This window comes from Cobetia sp. 5-11-6-3 (assembly GCF_013374055.1).
Lineage (GTDB): Bacteria > Pseudomonadota > Gammaproteobacteria > Pseudomonadales > Halomonadaceae > Cobetia > Cobetia marina.
Genome location: NZ_BLWJ01000001.1, coordinates 704,634 through 723,534 on the forward strand (window position 1 = coordinate 704,634; position 18,901 = coordinate 723,534).

Consider the following 18,901-nt stretch of genomic DNA (forward strand, 5'->3'; position numbering starts at 1 on the left):
ACGTCACCGCGCTGCGCGCTGCACCGAGATGGCATGGCAGATCTGCGCCATCGCCTCGACGCTGCGCGGCCCCGGACGGCTGACCGGGTCCGGATCCAGTCCGACAAGCGCCACCGAGGCCAGCGGGCCACCCCTGGCTCGCCAGGCTGCCTTCCAACGCTCACGGGGGGCGCCTGCGGCCACCGGATGCAGAATCAGCCGAGGCCCTGCCAGCCACAGCGCTTCACGGCGTATCTGAGGCACCACGGTGGGGGCGTCAGACAACAACGGCTCTCCCCCGCAGCGGCGAATCAATTCATTGACCAGATGCCCTCCTGCCAGAGTCGTCATCGGGCTCTCGCCCAGCTGGAAGAAGACCGGCAAGGGCGCGTCGCCCTCCATGCCATCGCGTGCCTCCAGGTGACTGATGCGCTTCTCGAGACGCGCCACGTAGGCCTCTGCCTCGGGCCGGGTGCCCATCAACACCCCCAGGCGCTCGATATTGGAGAGTACCTGCGCCAATGTCCTGGGCTCGCTGAGGAAGGTCGTCAGCCCCAGCGCCGCCAGGCGCGCCTGCATTTCCGCGGACAGCCCGCTGCCCCACGCCACGATCAGCGCGGGTCTGGCCGCCAGCACCGCCTCCAGATTCGGCCCTTGATAGCTCGCGACACGCGGCAGCGTCTTGACCTGTGGCGGGTAATCACTGCCCTGGCTGACGGCGACCAGATGTGCAAGCCCTCCCGCCGCCGCGACCAGCTCCGCGGCATGGGGCGCCAGGGTGACCACACGATGAGCGGGCCGGGAAAGCGTCACCGTCTCGCCACCATCATCCACGACGGAAAGACTCGCCGCCCAGGCGAGCGACGGCATTGCGGTGAGCAGCAACGCTGACAGTCCCCCGAGGAGCGCGCGTCGCCCCTGAGATAGCGTGACGGTATTGATGGTATCGCTCCTGTATGACCGCGACGTCCCTGACGCCATGAGATGCCTGATCGAGGCACACGATCGCTTCAGCGCGTCTCGTGCGAAGTGCTATCGTGATCCACGCGATGTCGGACGTTCACGCCATCATTCTGTGTCAATATCGACATATGAAAATATCACCATATGACAATATCTCCATGTGCCAAAAAGGAGTTTCCATGCCCCGCATCCTGCCATCCGTAACTGCCGACGCGAGCTCAGGCGTCCAGCATTCCTTCTTGCGTCTAGGGCTGGTGCTGGCACTGAGTGCCGTCAGCGCCGTGAGTACGGCACAGGCTGACCAGACACCTGCACCGGCGCTTGTCCATGTCAGTGCCAGTGCCAGCATCGAAGCCGCGCCGGACAAGGCCAGCATCGAGGCGCGTCTCTGGGAGAAGACACCAGCCAGCAAGGTGGACGACAAGGCACCGGACAGTCAGAAGCAGGGAGAAGCCGCGCGCCAGGCCCGCCAGACACTGGAAGGCCGCATGAGCACGCTGATCCAGGCACTGGAAAGCGCCGGTATCGAGAGTCGCCTGATCAAGGCGGGCAGCCTGACCCTGCGACCGGAGCGCTATTACGAGCGCACGGCCAATGATCAGAACCCGCAGCAATGGCAGCGTACCCATCTCGAGCGCCCGATCAGCATTTCGCTGAAGAATCTGGACCAGGTGCCGGAGGTGATCGACCTGCTGTTGGGGGCGGGGGTGAATCAGCTGGCGGGCGTGCAATATCAGCTCAGTGATCGTGCAGCACTCGAGGACAAGGTACTGCAGCAAGCCCTGACCAAGGCACGCCACAAGGCCGAACTGATGGCCGAGACGCTGGGAGCGACACTGGGTGATGTGCAGTCGATCAATGAATCTTCCCAGAGCCCTCGCCCGCCGATGATGGCCATGCGCGCCGACATGGCAGAAGCCAAGAGTGGTGGCAACGAGTATCGTCCCGGCGAGCTGTCACTGGAAAGTGATGTGCAGGTCAGCTGGGGACTGACATCAGCCGACTGAGCGTCGACACCCCGAACGCCACTCTCAAGACGCCAGCCGCTTGTCCAGAGCCGCTGGCGTCCACGCGTGACGGAAGCTCGGCCTATCTCGAGAGTGATGCCCCGCGATTCACATCCCCTCGGGCGCTGACTTACGCCCGGCCACCAAGCTCCGTCTCGATGGCGGCAAGCGCTGCCATGGGATTCTCGGCCTGAGTGACCGGACGCCCGATCACCAGGTGGGTGCTGCCAGCCGCCATTGCCTCGCCCGGCGTCATGGTGCGTCGCTGATCACCGGCCTGGGCAAAGCTCGGGCGGATACCGGGCGTCACCTTGAGGAAGTCCGGCCCACACAGCGCCTTGAGACTGGGTGTCTCGCGCGCCGAGCACACCACACCGTGCATGCCGCTTTGCTGGGCAAGGCTCGCCAGACGCTCGACCTGGGCCAGTGGCGTGACATCCAGACCGATACCCGCAAGATCACTCTGCTCCATGCTGGTCAGCACGGTCACGGCAATCAGGCGCGTCTCGAGCTGGCGCGTGGCCAGTGCACTGGCGGCGGCTTCCATCATGCGCGCGCCACCACCGGCGTGCACGTTGGTCATCCAGACACCGTGCTCGGCAGCCGCCAGCACGGCCTGCGCGGTGGTATTGGGAATATCGTGGAACTTGAGATCCAGGAAGACCTCGAAGCCGCGCTGATGCAGCGCCTTGAGGATGTCCGGCCCTACTCGCGTGAACAGCTCCTTGCCCACCTTGACGCGGCAGCGCGTCGGATCCAGCTGGTCCGCCATGGCCAGTGCGGCGGCCATATCCGGGTAATCGAGGGCGATGATCAGGGGGGAAGTCGTGGCAGGCATCCGGGCTCCGGGCAATGAGACTAGGCGCGATGACAGGGGGTCATGGGCTCGGGGCAACATTATAGCGCCCACCAACGCACCTGTAAGCTCAGAGAAAGCCGAATCGAATCAGCTCGCTATTCGCGTTAGCACTTTCGCGCGTTGAGCGCTGAAGCGGCCCCAGGGATGAGGAATCGTTTAATTCTTAATGACTACAAAACTCATCCTTCAGCCACAGTGATTCACGTGCTGGGCACAGGGCATCACGGCCCGACCAGACGCCCCGACAATCATCATGAAACAAGGAAAAGCTCATGAAAACTCTGATGGGATCACTCGTCGTCGCAGGCCTGATGGCTTTCACCCCTCTGACGCAGGCTGCCGAGATGAACATCAACACCGCCACCCCTGAGCAACTGACTCAGCTCAAGGGCATCGGTGACAAGAAGGCACAGGCCATCGTCGCCTGGCGCAAGGCCAACGGCCCCTTCACCAGCATCGATCAGCTGGCTGAGGTCAAGGGCATCAGTGCCAACACGCTCGAACGCATGGAGACCACACTGACGCTCGACAAGACCGGCAACAGCGCCATAACGACGGGTCAGCCGGTCAGCGACAAGGTCGCACCGAAGGTCAAGACATCCGGTGAGGCGACGCCCAGGGAGATCACCAGCAACCAGAGCTGACCAAGACGGCCGAGGTCAGGTCTCGACTCCCGCCACCCTGCAGGTGGTGAGAATCCACCAGCGAAAGACCAGCCTGGCCAGCGGCAGGGGAGTCCCGACAAAAGCAGCGCCGCAGACTTCCTGCGGCGCTGTTTCATCGTCGGGGTCAACACGACGGTGCCCGAGAAGCACGGCTTCCATGAGGCGTGGCTTTCCTGCCACGAAAAAAAGCCGACCCGAAGGCCGGCCAGCGGGGTTTCCCCCTCCCCTGACGGTGAATCGGGCACCTGCATGCCCGATTCTGGCAGTGAAGCCATCCCTGGCTTTCCCCTTCCCCAAGGGGCTTCCTCAAGCGCCTGCCTCTGCCGGCAACCGACGCCCTGCAACTCCTCCCTGACCAGACGGTGGCCTGCGCCGCTTTCCGACACCTCGAAGAGTATCTCCCCCGAAGCATGATGCCCCATGCGGCATCCTCGTACGCCGCCCGTCTCGACATGAGCACTTTATCGCGATCATCGGCAGGCGAAGATGACATGCGTCAATTTCGAGAGCCTGGGTGGCATCACGCCGCTGCCTTCATGATCCACGTCAATTCATGGGCACTCCGCCCCCATGAATCCGTCCCGGAATGACACGCAGCAGACCCGAAACGAAGCAGACCCGAAACGAAGAAGGCGCCTTCGATCATCATCGAAAGCGCCTTCCTGATCAGCGACAGGGAGACCCCTGAAGCGACATGCGGCATGCGGCATCAGCGGGACTTCAGCGACGCACCTTCTTGTCTTCCACTTCGGTATGGCTCACCTCAAGCCCCAGCGGATGGCCTGCTGCCAACTCGGCCCGAGTGGCATCGCGGACCTCCAGTACCTCGACATCCCAGCTGAGCGCCTGGCCTGCCAACGGGTGATTGGCATCGACCTTGACCTGCTGATCACCGACTTCCAGTACGGTCACCGAGCGCTGCCCTTCGGGAGTTCGCGCCTGGAAACGCATGCCCGGTGCAAGCTCCCCCGGGCCGAAGGCATCACGCCCGAAGTACTGGACCAGCCCCTCATCCCGCTCACCGAAGCCTTCCGCCGGCGTCAGGTTGACGACCTTGCTGTCGCCGACGCTGCAACCTTCAAGCGCGGATTCCAGAGCGGCAAGTATATTGTCGTGGCCATGCAGATAATCTATCGGTTCCCGATCACGAGAAGTGTCCAGGACGGTGCCATCTGCGGTACGCAGCGTGTAGTGCAGGCTGACCACCTGCTGAACGGTAATCGACATGAAACAACTCCAGAAATGACAAGTGCGGTGAGCTCACGCCCTCCCCGGAGGGCGCAGGCACCGAGACTCAGGATTCGCGACGACGCAGCTGACGACTGGACAGCTCGACGCGCTGCTGCTGATTGATCAGATTGAGCAGCACGATGACGCGCTCGTCGCCCTTGGCACTCTCGAAGACACCACTGAGCGAACTCAGCGGCCCATCGATGATCTCGACCTGCTCGCCGGCACGGAAGTAGAGGTTCTCGGCTGGCTGCTCCTGGCGTTGCTCACCATTGGCGATCAGCGCCTCCACCAGCGAGGTGGGGACCGGTGTCGGGGTCGTGCCGAAGCTGACCAGCTTGAGCACGCCACGTGTCGAGCGAATCGGGCGCCAGTTGTCGTCCACCTGATCCAGACGGATGAACAGGTAGTAGGGGAAAAGGGGCTCTTCCACCCAGCGCAGCTTGCTGCCGCGCTTTCTTTCCACTTCCAGCAGGGGGTGGAAGACGTGAAATCCCTGATTGGTGAGGTTCTCCGCCGCACGGAAGGACTCTCCACCCTTGCACTGGATCAGATACCAGTGCGCCTTGGCAGCGTCTCGGACTTCACTCATGATGACCTCTCATTGCCTACCTGCCCACAGGGGCCCGACGCAAGCCCTTCATCACGCCAGCCAGCTGATGGTCAGCGGCACCTCAGGACAATGCATGGCCCTTGCGCTCAGGCAGTGCGACAATCCCGCCATTGACGATGCATGTGGCGCATGGCCATGGGTCACGCGCGACTCCCGCGCGGATACACTCTCTGCAAGGACAGGCAAGGCTTTGACTTCAAAGGATTTACGCTTACTCGTTGGCCGTCATGGTATCACGTTCCTGATGGGATTCGCCTCAGGCCTGCCGCTGCTGCTCACCGGGAGTGTCCTGCAGGCCTGGATGACGGATGCCGGCGTATCACTGGACGCCGTGGGCCTTCTGGCACTGGTCGGCCTGCCCTATACCCTCAAGTTCCTGTGGGCCCCCTTGCTGGATCGCATCATGCCGCCCGCACTGGGGCGGCGACGCGGCTGGCTGATGATCGCGCAGCTGGCCCTGACCGCGCTGATCGCGCTGCTGGCCCTGCAGGACCCGCACATGTCGCCGCTGACCATGGGGGCCATCGCGCTTTCCGTCAGCTTCTTCAGTGCCACCCAGGACATCGTGATCGATGCCTACCGACGTGAGCATCTGCCGGACAACGAACTGGGGCTGGGCTCCAGCTTCTATGTCTATGGCTATCGCATCGGCATGCTGATGGCCTCGGCCGGTGGCCTGGTGCTGGCAGACATGATCGGTTTCCGCATGACCTACCTGATCATGGCCGCGACCCTGGGAGCCTGCATGCTGGTGACCCTGCTGGCGCCGGAACCCGAGGCACAGGCAGCGCCGCGTGCCCATCACCTGCACGAGATCCTGTGGGACCCCATCCGCCATTTCATGAAACGTGATGGGGCCATCTGGCTCTTGCTGTTCATCCTGCTCTACAAGCTCGGCGATTCCGTGGCAGGCAATCTGACGACGCCTTTCTACAAGGAGATCGGCTTCAGCAACTCACAGATCGGCGCGACCGTGAAGCTGTTCGGCCTGTGGCCATTGCTGGCAGGCACCTTCTTCGGCGGCCTGATGATCATGCGAATCGGCATCTACCGTGCACTGTGGTGGTTCGGCATCCTGCAGATGGTGTCCACAGCCGGCTTCATCTGGCTGCATCACGTCGGTGACTCGCTGGCCTGGCTTGCCGGAGTGGTGGCATTCGAGAACCTGGCGGCCGGCATGGGCAGCGCCGCCTTCATCGCCTTCATGGGCGCACTGACCGACAAGCGTTTCACCGCCGGCCAATATGCCATGCTCTCCTCGATCATGGGCTTGCCACGTGTGGTGATCGCCGCCCCCTCGGGCTATCTGGCCGATGCCGCCGGCTGGGACAGCTTCTTCTGGATCTGCACCCTGGCCGCCATCCCGGGGCTGTTGCTGCTGCTGCGCTTCCGTCATTGGGGGGCAATGCTGGCAACGCCCCACAAGGCGCCAGCGATGTCGGGAGATTGAGAGACAAGCTCCCTGAACGGTCTGGGCCATCGACAGGCTGAGCCGGAAGAAGAGAAAAGCAGGGAAGGATGAAAGAAAGAAAGGAAGATAGGAAGGGTGAAGGAAGGAGAAGGAACCAGACATCTCATCAGTCAGGACTGAGACAATTCCCGTCATGTCGTTGACACCGCGACGACAGGCAAACGATGCTTGTGCGGCATAGTGCATAAAGATAACAAGTCGCACCGCAGGCCCGACATGGCGCCAGCCGGTGACGGCAGGCACAGGGAATTCGCCATGCCCATCACCACCAGAATTGACCAAGGCACCATGATCACGCCGCCGGCTCAGCTGACAGGCGAGGTCGCGCGCTATTTCCGCGAGGAGATGCTCGCGATGATCCCTGACCACACCGGCAAGCTGGCAGTGGATCTGAGTCATGTGACAGCCATCGATGCCGACGGACTTTCCGTGCTGGTCAGCCTGCATGATGCTTTGTCACCGCAGGCTCTGATCGTGGTGGAACCCTCTCCCATCATGCAGACCGAGCTGGAACGCGTGCGCCTGTTCGAACTCTTCGACATCTACTATCAGCGCGACCCGCTATTGGTGCCAGATGCCCACGCGCCAGGGTCTTCTCGCGAGGTAGCCTGATGACGTCTTCCCTGGCACGCCTCACCTCATGGACCCAAGTCTCACGCCGCCTTTCGGGGATTGCCATGCTCGCCGGTCTGATCAGCGGCTGTACGCCGCTGATGCTGGACGACACCCCGGCCGAAGAGCACTGGCAACAGGTGACCTACTGGCCACTGGAGCTGCCCACGCCGCAGGCCGATGATCGCTTTTCCCATCGGCCTGCAAGCGATGACCAGCGCCTGGCCGCCGGCGATCGAGTGAACGTCAGGGTCGCCGGCAGCGGGCTGTTCGATGGCAGCTACGAGGTGGATCACGATGGGCGTCTGCGCCTGCCCTGGCTCTCGCCGGTCGATGCCTCCAACCAGACCATCGATGCCCTGGCACGTGAGATCACCGAGCGTCTGATACAGGAAGAGTTGATCCGCCCGGGGCTGGCCCATGTCAGCGTTCGTCTCGAGGAATGGGCGCCGTTGGCGGTCGCCGTCTCCGGGGCAGTGTTCTTCCCGGGCGAAGCCGTCGTCAATGCCCGCGAACCGGAAGAGCGCATGGTGCGTCGCGACTTTGCCGGAGGCGATGCCAGCCAGCAACGGCGGCTGTCAGCGGCCTTGACCACGGCTGGCGGCGTGCGGCCGGACGCGGATTTGAGCCACGTCGAACTGATTCGCGACAACCAGACACAGATTCTCGACATGCGCGGCCTGATCGATGGCGAATATGCCGCCAACCCCTGGCTGCGCGAAGGGGATCGCATCCATGTGCCCTCCAGCGGTGCCTTCCAGGCAGCGCTGATGCGCCCGTCCCCCATCACCGCGCCGGGCATCGTCATCTACGCCTCCAACCTGACCACACCGGCCAACAACAACAATGTCAGCAATTACACGGTGCTGCGCTCCCAGGTACCTTACGGCGTGCGCATGTTGCAGGGGGTGATCAACGCCAACTGTGTCGGTGGTATCCAGGCGACGTCCGGTTCGCGACGCGCCGTGCTGGTCAGCACCAATCCGATGACGCATCAACCGGTCGTGGTGGATCGCGGCATCGACGACCTGCTGGCCAATCCAGCGGACGTGGGCGTCAACCCGTATCTGATGCCGGAAGATGTCGTCGGCTGCTATGACTCAGGTGTCACCAACATCCGGGATATCGCCAGAACGCTGACGGACCTGCTGACGCCGGCCACTCTGCTGTAACGCTTCGCCTGTGCGTTGCCGGAAGGCAACTGATCACTACCACGCGACAAGGATGTGCATGACAGAGTCCCGCTCACCCGACACGCCGCAAGACACGGCGAAGCCCTCACTGGGGCGTCGAATGCTTGGCGTATTGCTGGGCTGGGCAGCTCGTGGCTCCAGCATGCGCCCGCGCACCCGCCGCGCGGCCTATCTGTTGTTGACCACCGCCATCCTGAGTGTCATCTGGGGGCTGACCATCGCCTTCATCGCCGTGGCACCCGTCACCTATACCACCAGCTGGACGATGATCCTGCCGGGTACCGGCTCGGGGCTTTCGGTGAACTTCGAGAGCATCGGCCAGGCCAGCACCAGCGCCAACTCGTCCTATTCCAGTTCCTCGCTGGACCCCAAGGTCAACTACCGCGCCATCGCCGAGAGCCCTGCCGTGCTGGAGCGTGCCGCCAGGACGGTCGACATGCATCCCGACGATTACGCCAAGCCCAAGATCAAGCTGACCGACCAGACCGCCCTGATCGCCTTCCAGACCAGCGCACCGAGCGCCAAGGCCGCGCTTGAACGCGCCAATGCGCACATCGATGCCTTCAATGAGGTGATCGAACAGCTGCGCAACGATGAACAGGCGCGACGCGAAGCCGTCATCCGTCGCTCGCTCGAGACCTACGATCGCACGCTCAAGGACACCCAGCGCAAGCTGCTGGACTTCCAGTCCACGTCAGGCCTGGTCTCCATGGAGCAATTCAAGGAGCTGACACTGAGTGTCGAGGAGTTCAAGGACACCCTCGAGATGCGGGATGGCGAGCTGTCGGCGCTGAACGCCCGCCTCACCACCCTGTCCAGCCGACTGGGGCTCGATGCCAGTCAGGCGGGGGGCGTGATCGCACTGCAGCGTGATGCTCGCTACCAGGCGCTGCTGACGCAGGCAGCGGAGCAGGCAGCCAGTCTCGATGAAGCGCGCGGCAAATGGGGCGAGCGCAACCCGGAAGTCATCAATCTGGCCGCGGGGCTCGCTTCACTGGAACGCTCGCTGGCCTCACGCATGCGGGAGTTGCTGCCCCGCCAGACCTCACGCAACCAGAATGCACTGCGGGCCGCCGCCGGCCATGCCAACCAGGACAGCCTGGTCGGTGAGTTGATCACCCTGGACACCCAGCGGCGCGGCGTGATCAGCGAGCTCGAGACCGGACGCGCCAATCTGGCAGCTCGCCAGCAACGACTGGACAACAGTGTCGCCAAGGCAGCCCAGCTGCAGGACCTGCTGCGCGAGCAACAGGTCGCCACGGCGGTCTACACCACGGCACTGGCCAAGATCGACATCGGCCAGATCGACCCCTTCGCCAGCTACCCGATGCTGCAGATCCTCGACCCGCCACCACTGCCCGAGAAGGCTGACTCGCTGGGCATCAAGCTGGCCATCGTCGGTGCGCTGGCCGCGAGCGTCTTCAGCATCATCGGCCTGATCCTCCTGTGGATCAGAAAACCCTACCTGCTGCGCTTGCAGCAAAGCGTGTGAGCCGCCGATGTTTTCCCTGAAGGCCGGGCCAGAGGCGGATGTCCGCCCCGAGACCCCGGAAGAGCGCATCATCTGGTTCTCGATCACCGCGACCTACCTGTTCTACCTGATCGGTGGACTCTACGTACTGGCCCCGGTGCTGGCCTGGTCTCTGGTGATGCGCGCCGCCTGGCTGCACCTCAAGGGCCGTCAACGCTTTCCGCGCCTCCCCTGGCCACTGTGGGTATGGATCATCGGCATGCTGGTGATGGAATTCTCGCTGCTGGCCGGCCATCTGATCGAGAATCTGGGCACCGGCAAGCTGATCAAGTCCTCCATCGGCTGGGCCAAGGGCTGGGCGCTGCTGGCGGTCTTCCCGATCATCGGCTGCCTGGCGATCCGCCCGGCGGTGATCATCCGCGCGGCCATGCACGTCTGCCTGCATACCATGCTGTTGCTGCCGGTGTTCGTCGGCGCCTGGCTGGCAGGGCTGCCCCAGGTGCCCTTCGTCTCGCCACTGCAGGCCATCGGGGGGCCGGGACCGGAATTCTTCGCCGTTTCCCTCTACGAGATCGACCCCGGCAGCGGCATGCCACGCTGGCGACTCTTCACCCCCTGGGCACCGGCGGTGGGCTTTGTCGCCAGCATCTATTTCGCCTGCGCCCTGCTGGAAAAGCACCCGATATGGAAGGCGATCGGCATCGGTGGCAGCGTGCTGATGATTCTGATGTCCGGCTCGCGCATGGCGCTGGTGTCGCTGGTATTGATCAGCGCCGGGATGTTCCTGCTCAAGCGCCTGCACAAGCCGTGGCTGTGGTTCAGCTTCTCCGGCGTGAGCTTGATCGGCGGCTTTCTCGGCGCGCCGATTCTGGAAGCCATCGACAACTTCATCGCCGCCTTCAAGGGCTCACGGGCGGACTCGACCCGCGTGCGCGCCGCGCTCGGGCGCATCGCGGTGGATCGCTGGCGCAACGAGGCACCGTGGTTCGGTCACGGCATCGTCGAGCGCGGCCCGCACCTGGTGGAGTACATGCCGATCGGCTCGCACCACAGCTGGTATGGACTGCTGTTCGTCAAGGGCATCTTCGGTCTGTTCGCGCTGTTGATTCCGATGCTGGTCAGCCTGCTGCATCTGCTGCGCTTCGTGGTCGGCCGGCCTGTCGTGCAGCTGGGACTGATCATGGTCGGGCTGCTGTTCGTCTACTCCTTCGGCGAGAACCTGGAGATCCTGGCCTATCTGATCTGGCCGGGACTGATCCTGATCGGCAAGGCACACCAGCTGGCGAACCTGCCCGCCAGTGAGGGGCATATCCACAACAGGGGGTCGGTGGATGTGGAGGCATCTCATCCCGAGCCCGATGCCCACCCCGTCAGCGCAGGCAACGGTGATGCAGCGAAATGACCCGATAGTGGAACAGGACTGCGTCAGATCACGCCAATTCATCAGTCCATTGCGCTAGAGTGGCGACACAAGTCATCAATCCGCATGACTGACAAGATCAGATGCCTGCACAGGGCACGGCAAGGCAGGGAGCCAGGCGATGGGAGTGATCACGCGACTCAGGACACGCCTGTCAGGTGGCGGAGAAGGCGGCAATGGCCGACTGATCCGCAACCTGGCATGGATGGGCATGTCGCAAGGAGTTCACCGCATCGCCCGACTGGGTGCCACCCTGGTGGCCGCACGCATGATCGCGCCGGAATCCTTCGGTATCGCCGCCATCGTGCTCACCGCACACGAGATCATGCACGCCATCTCCAATGCCGCCGTGGTGCCTGCCCTGGTACAGGCCGGTCGCGACGGGTATGAGCGTCTGTGCCGCGATGCCTACTGGTTCAATTGGGTGGTGTGCCTTGGCCTGATGGCGCTGCAGATGGCACTGGCCCCGCTGCTGGCCTACCTCTATGACGCTCCCGATCTGACCCTGCCGTTGATGGCGCTGGCGCTGATCTTCCCGATTCTGCCCCCCGCCGCCATCAACGCGGCGCGCATCCTGCGCAGCAACCGCCTGCACGTCACGGCCCGCATCGAGATGGGCCAGAGCATCGGCGAGGCACTCGGCGTGATGCTGCTGGCCGCCATGGGAGCCGGGTTCTGGGCGCTGATCCTGCCCAAACTGATCGTGACGCCCATCTGGACATTGAGCTACCGCTGGTGCGAGTCATGGCGCATCGATGAGCGCCCCTCCACGCTGTGGTCGCGTCCGCTGATGCGCTTCGCGCGCCCGATGATGGGCGTCGAGGTGGTCTCGGTGCTACGTCAGCAGATGGATTACCTGCTGGTCGGCGCCCTGTTCGCCATGGACGTGCTCGGGGTCTACTTCTTCGCCTTCAATGCCGGACTCGGTATCAGCCTTGGCCTCCTGCGCGCCTACTCCACCGCCATCTTCCCGCAGCTGTGTGGCGACATGACCTCGCGTGAGCGACTGGCGCGCATGCACCACGGCATGCGCCTGTTCGCGCTGGTCGCGGTGCCCGCCATCATCGCCCAGAGCCTGCTGGCGCCCTGGTACGTGCCGATCCTGTTCGGGGAGGCCTGGGTCGAGCGTGGTGCCCTGCCGATCCTGATCCTGATCTGCCTCTCGGCCCTGCCGCGCATTCTGCTCGACAGCTGCGGCCAGCTGCTGCGCGCCCAGGGCATGCCCGGGGCAGACCTCAAACTGCAGATCTTCATGACGCTGATGCTCGGCGCCGGCATGTTCGCTGGCGTGCCCTTCGGCATCAACGGCGTCGCGGCCGGCATTCTGGTCGGCATCAGCCTGGCCGCCCTGCCCGGCTATCTGTGGACACGCCGACTGATCCTCGCTCAGGACGGCTTGATGACACATACATCGACCCAGCCACCAGACTCGCCAGACACACCTCACGCAGCATCCACCGCATCGCTTTCCCCAGACAGGGACGTCCAGGAGGCCAGACCATGACCCCGACCTTTTCGGTCATCATGCCGATCTACAACGTCGAACGTTTCGTCACGGCCGCCATCGACAGCGTGCTGGCGCAGGAGGATGGCGATCTTGAACTGCTCATCATCGATGACTGCTCCCCCGATGGCAGCCGGGCGATCTGCGAGGCCTATGACGACCCGCGCATCACACTGATCTCTCATCCGGTCAATCGCGGTCTGGCCGGGGCCCGCAATACCGGCGTGCGCGCCGCACAGGGCCGTTATCTGGCCTTCCTCGACTCCGATGACATCTGGGAGCCCGCGAAACTTGCGCGCCACCGCGAGCACCTCGAGGCACGCCCCGAGGTAGGGTTGTCCTTCTCGCGCTCGGCCTTCATCGATATCGATGGCGCACCGCTGGACTACTACCAGATGCCAAGCCTGACCGACATCACGCCGGGGCTGCTGTTCTGTCGCAACCCGGTGGGCAATGGCTCGGCGCCAGTCATCCGCCGCGAGATTCTCGAGGCCATCGCCTTCGACTGTGAGGTCAAGGGAGGTGGCGTGCTGCCCTGCTACTTCGATGAAAGCCTGCGTCAGAGCGAAGACATCGAGTGCTGGACACGCATCGCCCTCAAGACCGGCACCACGGTGGAAGGCATTCCCGAGCCGCTGACCCGCTACCGCCTCAATGAAGGCGGGCTTTCGGCACAACTGGAGCGCCAGTACCAGAGCTGGCTGGCGATCGTCGAGCTGACCCGCGCCTATGCGCCCGACTTCATCGAACAATGGTATCCCCGCGCCCAGGCCTACCAGCTGCGCTATCTGGCACGCCAGGCGATTCGACTGCGTGACGGCAAGGCCGCCTGGGATTATGTCCGCCGCGCCATCAAGGCCTGGCCAGGCATCTGGAAGGCCGAATTCGGCCGCACTGCGGCCACGGCAGGTGCCGCACTGATGCTGCGCGTGATGCCCGAGCGCCTTTATCTGCGCTGTGAAGGGCTCGCCCAGGGCATCATCGGCAAGGCCCAGAAGAAGAAGATCGACAGTGATCCACGCCCACGGTCCGTCACGCCAGAACGCCAGCAGGACGCTCACGAAGCGGAGTCGCCATGATGAGTCAATCCATCGACCAGACGCTTTTCACCACTGAGCACGTCAGGACACTGCCTCACGTCAAGGTGCTGGGCGTGCCCTTCGTCAACACCAGTCTCGAGACCTGTCTGCGCCTGCTCAGGAGCTGGATCAGCGACCCGCAGCCGCGCACGGTCAATTTCGTCAATGCGCACTGCCTGAACGTGGCACAGCATGATCGCTATTACCTGCAGGTACTGCATGACAGCGACCTGCTGCTGCCGGATGGCAGTGGCGTGAAACTGGCCTGCCGCATGCTCGACCAGGAGCTGGAAGCCAACCTCAATGGCACCGACCTGCTGCCGCATCTGTGCGACATGCTGGTCGAGGATGACAAGCGGCTGTTTTTGCTCGGGGCCGCGCCAGGCGTCGCCGAGCGGATGGCGGAGAAACTCAAGGAGCGCTGGCCAGATCTGGAGATCAGTGGCGTGCACCATGGTTTCATCGGGCCGGAAATCATCGAGGACGTTCTGGCACAGATCAATCAGGGCACTGACCTGCTGCTGGTGGCGATGGGCGTGCCCGCTCAGGAAAAATGGATCGCTGCACACCGAGAGCGCCTCCAGGTGCCAGTGGTGATGGGCGTCGGCGGTCTGTTCGACTTCTATTCGCAACGCATTCCGCGTGCGCCAGGTGTCGTGCGCAAGCTTGGCATGGAGTGGGCCTGGCGTCTGCTGATGGAGCCACGCCGCATGTTCAAGCGCTATGTGCTTGGCAATCCGAGCTTCCTGCTGAGCGTGCGCAAGTATGGCGAGGAGGCCATCCCCGGCCGAGGCCTGTGGATGAAGTCACGCTCCAACTGGCGACATTTTCGATGGCGAGTGAGCAACTGGCTGACCCCACGCGCACGCCGCACGATGGACATCGTCGGCGCCAGCGGTGTGCTGCTGGTGCTGTCACCGTTGCTGCTGGGCACTCTGCTGGCCATTCGCCTGGAATCCCCCGGGGCCATCCTGTTCGGACAGGAGCGCATCGGTCGGCATGGCAAGCCTTTCAAGCTGTGGAAGTTCCGCTCGATGTATATCGACGCGGAAGAGCGCCTGCGTGAACTGCAGGCCGCCAACGAGAGTGAGGGCGGTGTGCTGTTCAAGATGAAGCAGGACCCGCGGATCACGCGGGTGGGACGCGTGATCCGCAAGCTGTCCATCGATGAACTGCCGCAACTGTGGAACGTGCTGCGCGGCGAGATGGCGCTGGTGGGGCCGCGCCCCGCGCTCGCCCGCGAGGTGGCGTTGTATGAGGCTCGCGCCCGCATGCGCCTGGATGCCACCCCGGGGCTGACCGGCCTGTGGCAGGTGTCCGGACGCTCCGATCTGTCCTTCGAGCAACAGATTCATCTGGATCTCTTCTACCTGCACCGTCAGGGCATCAAGGAGGACATCAAGCTGCTGTTGCGCACGATTCCTGCCGTCCTGACCAGTCGCGGAGCCTATTGATGCGTGATACCCACCTCGCCACGCGCCCTGCAGCGCGTCACTCTCACGATGCATGCCAAGGAGGTCTGCGATGCATGTGATCCTGTTGGCAGACCGCCTCGGTCAGGAGATCGCACCGATTGACCGCCGTTATTCTCCGGCCCTGCTGCCGATCGCCGGCCGCAGCGTGCTGGAACGCAATCTCGATCTGCTGGTCGGGCGCGGCGTGACGCATATCAGTCTGATCATCGCCCGTGACCCCGAATGGTTCCGGGCACGACTCGCCGATGGCTCACGCTGGGGGATCGAGCTCGACATCCTGCCGATGCCCGGGGAGCGCGACCCGCGCGAGCAGCTCAAGCGCCTCGGGGCCATGGCAGCCCTGCCCGCCCCGGTACTGCGCGCCGATGTACTGCTGATGCCGGAGTGGTTCAGGCCCGACAGTCTGGACATCAGTGAGCTGGCCATGACGCTTGAGGCACCGCTTTGCCTGCCATCCTCTCTCAAGGACCCGGCCCTTGGCCGACTGCATTGGCGTGATGTGCGCGACAACTCCCGGCTGGGGCCAGCCCTGCTGGGCTCGCTGTCGCATTACCACGCTCTGGTGATGCAGGCTCTGGCGACCGACGACACACGCCTGTCACCCCATGGGGAGCGCGGTGTGCTACCCGGCGAGCAGGACCTGCACCACGTCTATTATGCCGCCGGCGCGACGCGCCTGGATGAATCGCGCCTCAGCGGAGGCTTTGCCGGCATCACCACCCATGTGGAGCCCGGCGTGCTGCTGCAGGGACGCTGCTGTGTCGAGCAGGGCAGCTATGTGGAAGAAGGCGCCATGCTCGAGGACTGCGTCATCCTGCCCTTCACCCGTGTGCATGGTGGTCAACAGATGACCGCCGGCATCCTGTTTGAAGGGGAAGCACTCGATGAGCGCGCCCCCCACTGGTTCAAGGACCGACGCCAGGCGGGAGCAGCCTCTCAGCGTGGCGTGGCCTATCGCAACCCGGCACGCCCTCAATGGCAGGAACGTCTCCTGGCCGGCTTGATCAGCGTGGCGGTCCGGCCTCTGGGAGCGCGCCACAAGGCGCTCGTGCATCGTCTTCGCCAGGTACAGAACGGTCACATGCGCTTGCTGGGCATACTGCCGGAACATGCCCCGCCCCCACTGGACCGAGTCGGCGTCAGCAGCGCCGGGGCTCTCCAGCCTCCTGACTGGCGTGCCACGCCGGACGCCTTCGCCGCGACGCTGGAGGCCATTCAGGTCGGGCAGACCCCGGGCCTGCGCGCAGCCTTGCGGGAAGCCTGGCGGCTGCGCCAGCAAGGCAAGCAGCAGTGATCGCCCCTCTACACGCATCCCCCTGAGCCCGCCTCACGATACGAGGCGAGGTACAAAAAACCCCCGCAGTGCCTAAGCACTGCGGGGGTTTTTCCTTCGGGCCTCGTCATACGGGACCTTGGCACACGAGGCCATGTCATGTGAGCGCTTGCGATCACTCGTCAGGCAGCATGAGCGACCCTTGACACCGGCTCAGCGGTGCTTGGCCAACCAGGCAAGCGCGCCTTCGCTGCGCTTCCACTGATCGCGCATCAGGGTGCGATACTGCCAGGCCTCGCCTCGCGTGCCGGGCTCCGGCGCTTCCACCGCCAGACTCACCGGTCGCGGGTGCTCCACCACCAGCAGGCTGATCAGATGGGAGTTGGCCTCGCGCACGATCACCAGTGCCTCTTCGGCATCCGCCTGACGTCCCAGACGATAGAGTGCCAGCACATGCCCCATCAGAATGCCCAGCAACGGCATTTCATCCTCGAGGGCACGGCGTGAGATATCGTGCTCCGCCAGGGTGACGGCCTCATCATCGCGGCCTTCGCGCAGCAGCTGATCCAGCACCAGCTCGCGCAGACCGAGACTGTCTTCCTCGTCCAGCTTGAGCAGGCGCTCCGCCAGCTGACGTGAGCGCTCGCGCTCACCGCGCTCCATGCCGATCACCAGTCCCAGCCCACAACGCAGCAACTGGGCGTTGTCACCATCCTCCCAGCGCAGCAGGCCGCCGGCCTGTTCGATCTGGTCGAGCCAGCGCTCGAAACGACGCGCCAACGGCACGAAGAAGGTGTCCGACATCCACGGCAGACTGCCGAAACGACTGGCCAGCGCCAGGATCAATCCCTGACAGACCGCAGGAACATCCAGCCATTCGGGACTGGCACACAGCTGTTGCAGCCACTCGTTGGGGTCCTGGGTCTCCCACGGGTCGACATCCAGCGCCAGCGCTGCCTCTTCCTCGATCCGCGCCGGGAATACCGCTTCCCAGAGCCCCAGTGTCACCGCCTGCTCGGCATTCTGACGAAACAGCAGACTGCCGTCGTCCTGAGTCTCCAGCGCCAGACGCGACGGGTGCTCGATCACCTCAAACAACGCCTGCAGCGAGGCCAGTGAATCCGAGAGTGACTCGTCGGAATTGACCATCTGCTCGGCGAGCGTCGCACGCGGGTTCTCGGCCAGATCAGCCAGGAACTCCAGCTGCCCCGGTTCGATATCCTTCTGCTTGGAGAGACGCCGCCACCAGAAGCGCGCACGCTCCTGCGCCTCTTCCGGCTGCCCTTCATGCAGCAGCAGCATGGCTTCGATGTAGGCCAGCGTCGGCGAGTCCGGCAGGGTCTGCTGCGCGCGGACGAAGGCGGCTCGCGCCGAGCCGAGGTCATCACTGTCCAGGTGCAGCAGGCACTGATGCTCCAGTGCCACACCGCGCAGGAAGGCGGGACCACGCTCCAGCACCTCATCCAGCAACAGGGCCTTCTTGCGGGTGAAGCCGCGCTCCTGATAGAGATCCAGCAGCAGCTCGAAGCCAGGCTCGGCCTGCTCCGGAAGGCGCGACCAGTCACTGGTGTCAAACAACGCTTCCATGATCTGCTGGGCACGCCCGCGGCTACCGGCCTCGGCACTGATCAGTCCCGCCTCCAGCAGCGCCTGAGCCGGCGCGAGCCGCGAAGCCAATGCGGCCTTGAGCTGCTCGCCCTTGAACTCGCGCAGCGACAGCATCCACATCAGGTGCTCCGGTATCGGCGGCAACTGGACCTTGTCACAGCACTGCTTGTACTTACGGCCGGAATCGCACCAGCAGGGCTCGTTGCGACCGGGCGGTGCCAGCGGCTCGCAGGCGAAATCGAGGCGTACCAGCGGCGTCTGGCTCCACAGCACCGGTGCCAGTGCTACCGCCAGCGCCTCATCACCACCGCTGTAATTCACCCCCTCCGAATGCGCCCACTGCATGAAGGCAGGAAAGGATTCATCAGAGCGGATGGCATCAAGTGCCCCACTGGCGTAACTCAAGAGCCGTTCGACCCACTCGGCAAGCATGGCATCTCCCTAGAAAAAACGTTTCACGGCCCCGCGGACATGGCGCC

The 18,901-nt window shown here is 64.0% G+C and carries 17 protein-coding genes; 11 read left to right on the forward strand and 6 right to left on the reverse strand.

The annotated features are described in order from the left end of the window. Window positions 1-3 precede the first annotated feature (3 nt). A complete protein-coding gene (locus HXS66_RS02910) occupies window positions 4-864 on the reverse strand; it encodes an ABC transporter substrate-binding protein (protein WP_167593048.1) in 861 nt (286 codons plus the stop codon). Window positions 865-1,121: 257 nt separating this feature from the next. On the opposite strand from HXS66_RS02910, the gene HXS66_RS02915 reads away from it, so the two are divergent. Then, a complete protein-coding gene (locus HXS66_RS02915; protein ID WP_170212639.1) occupies window positions 1,122-1,949 on the forward strand; it encodes an SIMPL domain-containing protein in 828 nt (275 codons plus the stop codon). A gap of 130 nt (window positions 1,950-2,079) precedes the next feature. On the opposite strand, the gene pyrF is transcribed toward HXS66_RS02915, so the two are convergent. Next, on the reverse strand, window positions 2,080-2,787 hold the full coding sequence (gene pyrF, locus HXS66_RS02920) for an orotidine-5'-phosphate decarboxylase (protein ID WP_084209187.1): 708 nt from the start codon (window positions 2,785-2,787) through the stop codon (window positions 2,080-2,082). 293 nt (window positions 2,788-3,080) lie between these two features. Between pyrF and HXS66_RS02925 the strand changes: the two genes are divergently transcribed. After that, a complete protein-coding gene (locus HXS66_RS02925; protein ID WP_176502804.1) occupies window positions 3,081-3,452 on the forward strand; it encodes a helix-hairpin-helix domain-containing protein in 372 nt (123 codons plus the stop codon). Window positions 3,453-3,467: 15 nt separating this feature from the next. Here HXS66_RS02925 and HXS66_RS02930 read toward each other — a convergent pair whose 3' ends face one another. The 3 genes from HXS66_RS02930 to rfaH all read right to left on the reverse strand — a co-directional run bounded on the left by HXS66_RS02930 (window position 3,468) and on the right by rfaH (window position 5,295). Beyond that, entirely contained in the window at window positions 3,468-3,632 is a 165-nt protein-coding gene (locus HXS66_RS02930) for a hypothetical protein (protein ID WP_176502805.1), read from the reverse strand. Window positions 3,633-4,193: 561 nt separating this feature from the next. Then, window positions 4,194-4,700 carry a peptidylprolyl isomerase gene (locus tag HXS66_RS02935; protein ID WP_176502806.1) on the reverse strand — a complete coding sequence of 169 codons (507 nt, stop codon included), beginning with the start codon at window positions 4,698-4,700 and terminating at the stop codon, window positions 4,194-4,196. Between the two features lie 67 nt (window positions 4,701-4,767). Continuing rightward, complete coding sequence (gene rfaH, locus HXS66_RS02940; RefSeq protein WP_077371768.1) at window positions 4,768-5,295, reverse strand: transcription/translation regulatory transformer protein RfaH; 528 nt, start codon at window positions 5,293-5,295, stop codon at window positions 4,768-4,770. A gap of 265 nt (window positions 5,296-5,560) precedes the next feature. On the opposite strand from rfaH, the gene HXS66_RS02945 reads away from it, so the two are divergent. From HXS66_RS02945 to HXS66_RS02985, 9 genes are all read left to right on the forward strand, one after another. Then, window positions 5,561-6,766: an AmpG family muropeptide MFS transporter gene (locus tag HXS66_RS02945; protein ID WP_103751364.1), complete on the forward strand. Its 1,206-nt coding sequence runs from the start codon at window positions 5,561-5,563 to the stop codon at window positions 6,764-6,766. A gap of 276 nt (window positions 6,767-7,042) precedes the next feature. Further along, window positions 7,043-7,399: an STAS domain-containing protein gene (locus HXS66_RS02950; RefSeq protein ID WP_176502807.1), complete on the forward strand. Its 357-nt coding sequence runs from the start codon at window positions 7,043-7,045 to the stop codon at window positions 7,397-7,399. After that, complete coding sequence (locus HXS66_RS02955) at window positions 7,399-8,571, forward strand: polysaccharide biosynthesis/export family protein (protein WP_176502808.1); 1,173 nt, start codon at window positions 7,399-7,401, stop codon at window positions 8,569-8,571. Before HXS66_RS02950 ends, HXS66_RS02955 begins: the two co-directional genes overlap by 1 nt. A 58-nt stretch (window positions 8,572-8,629) precedes the next feature. Next, a complete protein-coding gene (locus tag HXS66_RS02960) occupies window positions 8,630-10,084 on the forward strand; it encodes a hypothetical protein (protein ID WP_176502809.1) in 1,455 nt (484 codons plus the stop codon). Between the two features lie 7 nt (window positions 10,085-10,091). After that, window positions 10,092-11,465 carry an O-antigen ligase gene (locus tag HXS66_RS02965; protein ID WP_218015135.1) on the forward strand — a complete coding sequence of 458 codons (1,374 nt, stop codon included), beginning with the start codon at window positions 10,092-10,094 and terminating at the stop codon, window positions 11,463-11,465. 139 nt (window positions 11,466-11,604) lie between these two features. Continuing rightward, complete coding sequence (locus tag HXS66_RS02970; RefSeq protein WP_176502810.1) at window positions 11,605-12,987, forward strand: oligosaccharide flippase family protein; 1,383 nt, start codon at window positions 11,605-11,607, stop codon at window positions 12,985-12,987. Further along, the gene (locus HXS66_RS02975) at window positions 12,984-14,066 is read left to right on the forward strand and encodes a glycosyltransferase family 2 protein (RefSeq protein WP_176502811.1); all 1,083 of its coding nucleotides are present in this window, start codon (window positions 12,984-12,986) and stop codon (window positions 14,064-14,066) included. The genes HXS66_RS02970 and HXS66_RS02975 overlap by 4 nt, the downstream gene beginning before the upstream one ends. Continuing rightward, the gene (locus tag HXS66_RS02980; protein ID WP_176502812.1) at window positions 14,063-15,520 is read left to right on the forward strand and encodes a WecB/TagA/CpsF family glycosyltransferase; all 1,458 of its coding nucleotides are present in this window, start codon (window positions 14,063-14,065) and stop codon (window positions 15,518-15,520) included. Before HXS66_RS02975 ends, HXS66_RS02980 begins: the two co-directional genes overlap by 4 nt. 70 nt (window positions 15,521-15,590) lie before the next feature. Beyond that, window positions 15,591-16,835 (forward strand): hypothetical protein, encoded by a 1,245-nt coding sequence (locus HXS66_RS02985; protein WP_176502813.1) that lies wholly within the window; start codon window positions 15,591-15,593, stop codon window positions 16,833-16,835. Window positions 16,836-17,027: 192 nt separating this feature from the next. Here the strand turns inward: HXS66_RS02985 and HXS66_RS02990 are convergent, their stop codons facing one another. Continuing rightward, window positions 17,028-18,854 carry an SEC-C domain-containing protein gene (locus HXS66_RS02990; protein WP_176502814.1) on the reverse strand — a complete coding sequence of 609 codons (1,827 nt, stop codon included), beginning with the start codon at window positions 18,852-18,854 and terminating at the stop codon, window positions 17,028-17,030. Window positions 18,855-18,901 lie beyond the last annotated feature (47 nt).

Excerpts from the sequence above, each read along its gene's own strand:
- HXS66_RS02915 (WP_170212639.1), top strand. The coding sequence starts at position 1,122 with ATGCCCCGCATCCTGCCATCCGTAACTGCCGACGCGAGCTCAGGCGTC.
- pyrF (WP_084209187.1), bottom strand. The coding sequence starts at position 2,787 with ATGCCTGCCACGACTTCCCCCCTGATCATCGCCCTCGATTACCCGGAT.
- HXS66_RS02925 (WP_176502804.1), top strand. The coding sequence starts at position 3,081 with ATGAAAACTCTGATGGGATCACTCGTCGTCGCAGGCCTGATGGCTTTC.
- HXS66_RS02930 (WP_176502805.1), bottom strand. The coding sequence starts at position 3,632 with ATGGAAGCCGTGCTTCTCGGGCACCGTCGTGTTGACCCCGACGATGAA.
- HXS66_RS02935 (WP_176502806.1), bottom strand. The coding sequence starts at position 4,700 with ATGTCGATTACCGTTCAGCAGGTGGTCAGCCTGCACTACACGCTGCGT.
- rfaH (WP_077371768.1), bottom strand. The coding sequence starts at position 5,295 with ATGAGTGAAGTCCGAGACGCTGCCAAGGCGCACTGGTATCTGATCCAG.
- HXS66_RS02945 (WP_103751364.1), top strand. The coding sequence starts at position 5,561 with ATGGGATTCGCCTCAGGCCTGCCGCTGCTGCTCACCGGGAGTGTCCTG.
- HXS66_RS02950 (WP_176502807.1), top strand. The coding sequence starts at position 7,043 with ATGCCCATCACCACCAGAATTGACCAAGGCACCATGATCACGCCGCCG.
- HXS66_RS02955 (WP_176502808.1), top strand. The coding sequence starts at position 7,399 with ATGACGTCTTCCCTGGCACGCCTCACCTCATGGACCCAAGTCTCACGC.
- HXS66_RS02960 (WP_176502809.1), top strand. The coding sequence starts at position 8,630 with ATGACAGAGTCCCGCTCACCCGACACGCCGCAAGACACGGCGAAGCCC.
- HXS66_RS02965 (WP_218015135.1), top strand. The coding sequence starts at position 10,092 with ATGTTTTCCCTGAAGGCCGGGCCAGAGGCGGATGTCCGCCCCGAGACC.
- HXS66_RS02970 (WP_176502810.1), top strand. The coding sequence starts at position 11,605 with ATGGGAGTGATCACGCGACTCAGGACACGCCTGTCAGGTGGCGGAGAA.
- HXS66_RS02975 (WP_176502811.1), top strand. The coding sequence starts at position 12,984 with ATGACCCCGACCTTTTCGGTCATCATGCCGATCTACAACGTCGAACGT.
- HXS66_RS02980 (WP_176502812.1), top strand. The coding sequence starts at position 14,063 with ATGATGAGTCAATCCATCGACCAGACGCTTTTCACCACTGAGCACGTC.
- HXS66_RS02985 (WP_176502813.1), top strand. The coding sequence starts at position 15,591 with ATGCATGTGATCCTGTTGGCAGACCGCCTCGGTCAGGAGATCGCACCG.
- HXS66_RS02990 (WP_176502814.1), bottom strand. The coding sequence starts at position 18,854 with ATGCTTGCCGAGTGGGTCGAACGGCTCTTGAGTTACGCCAGTGGGGCA.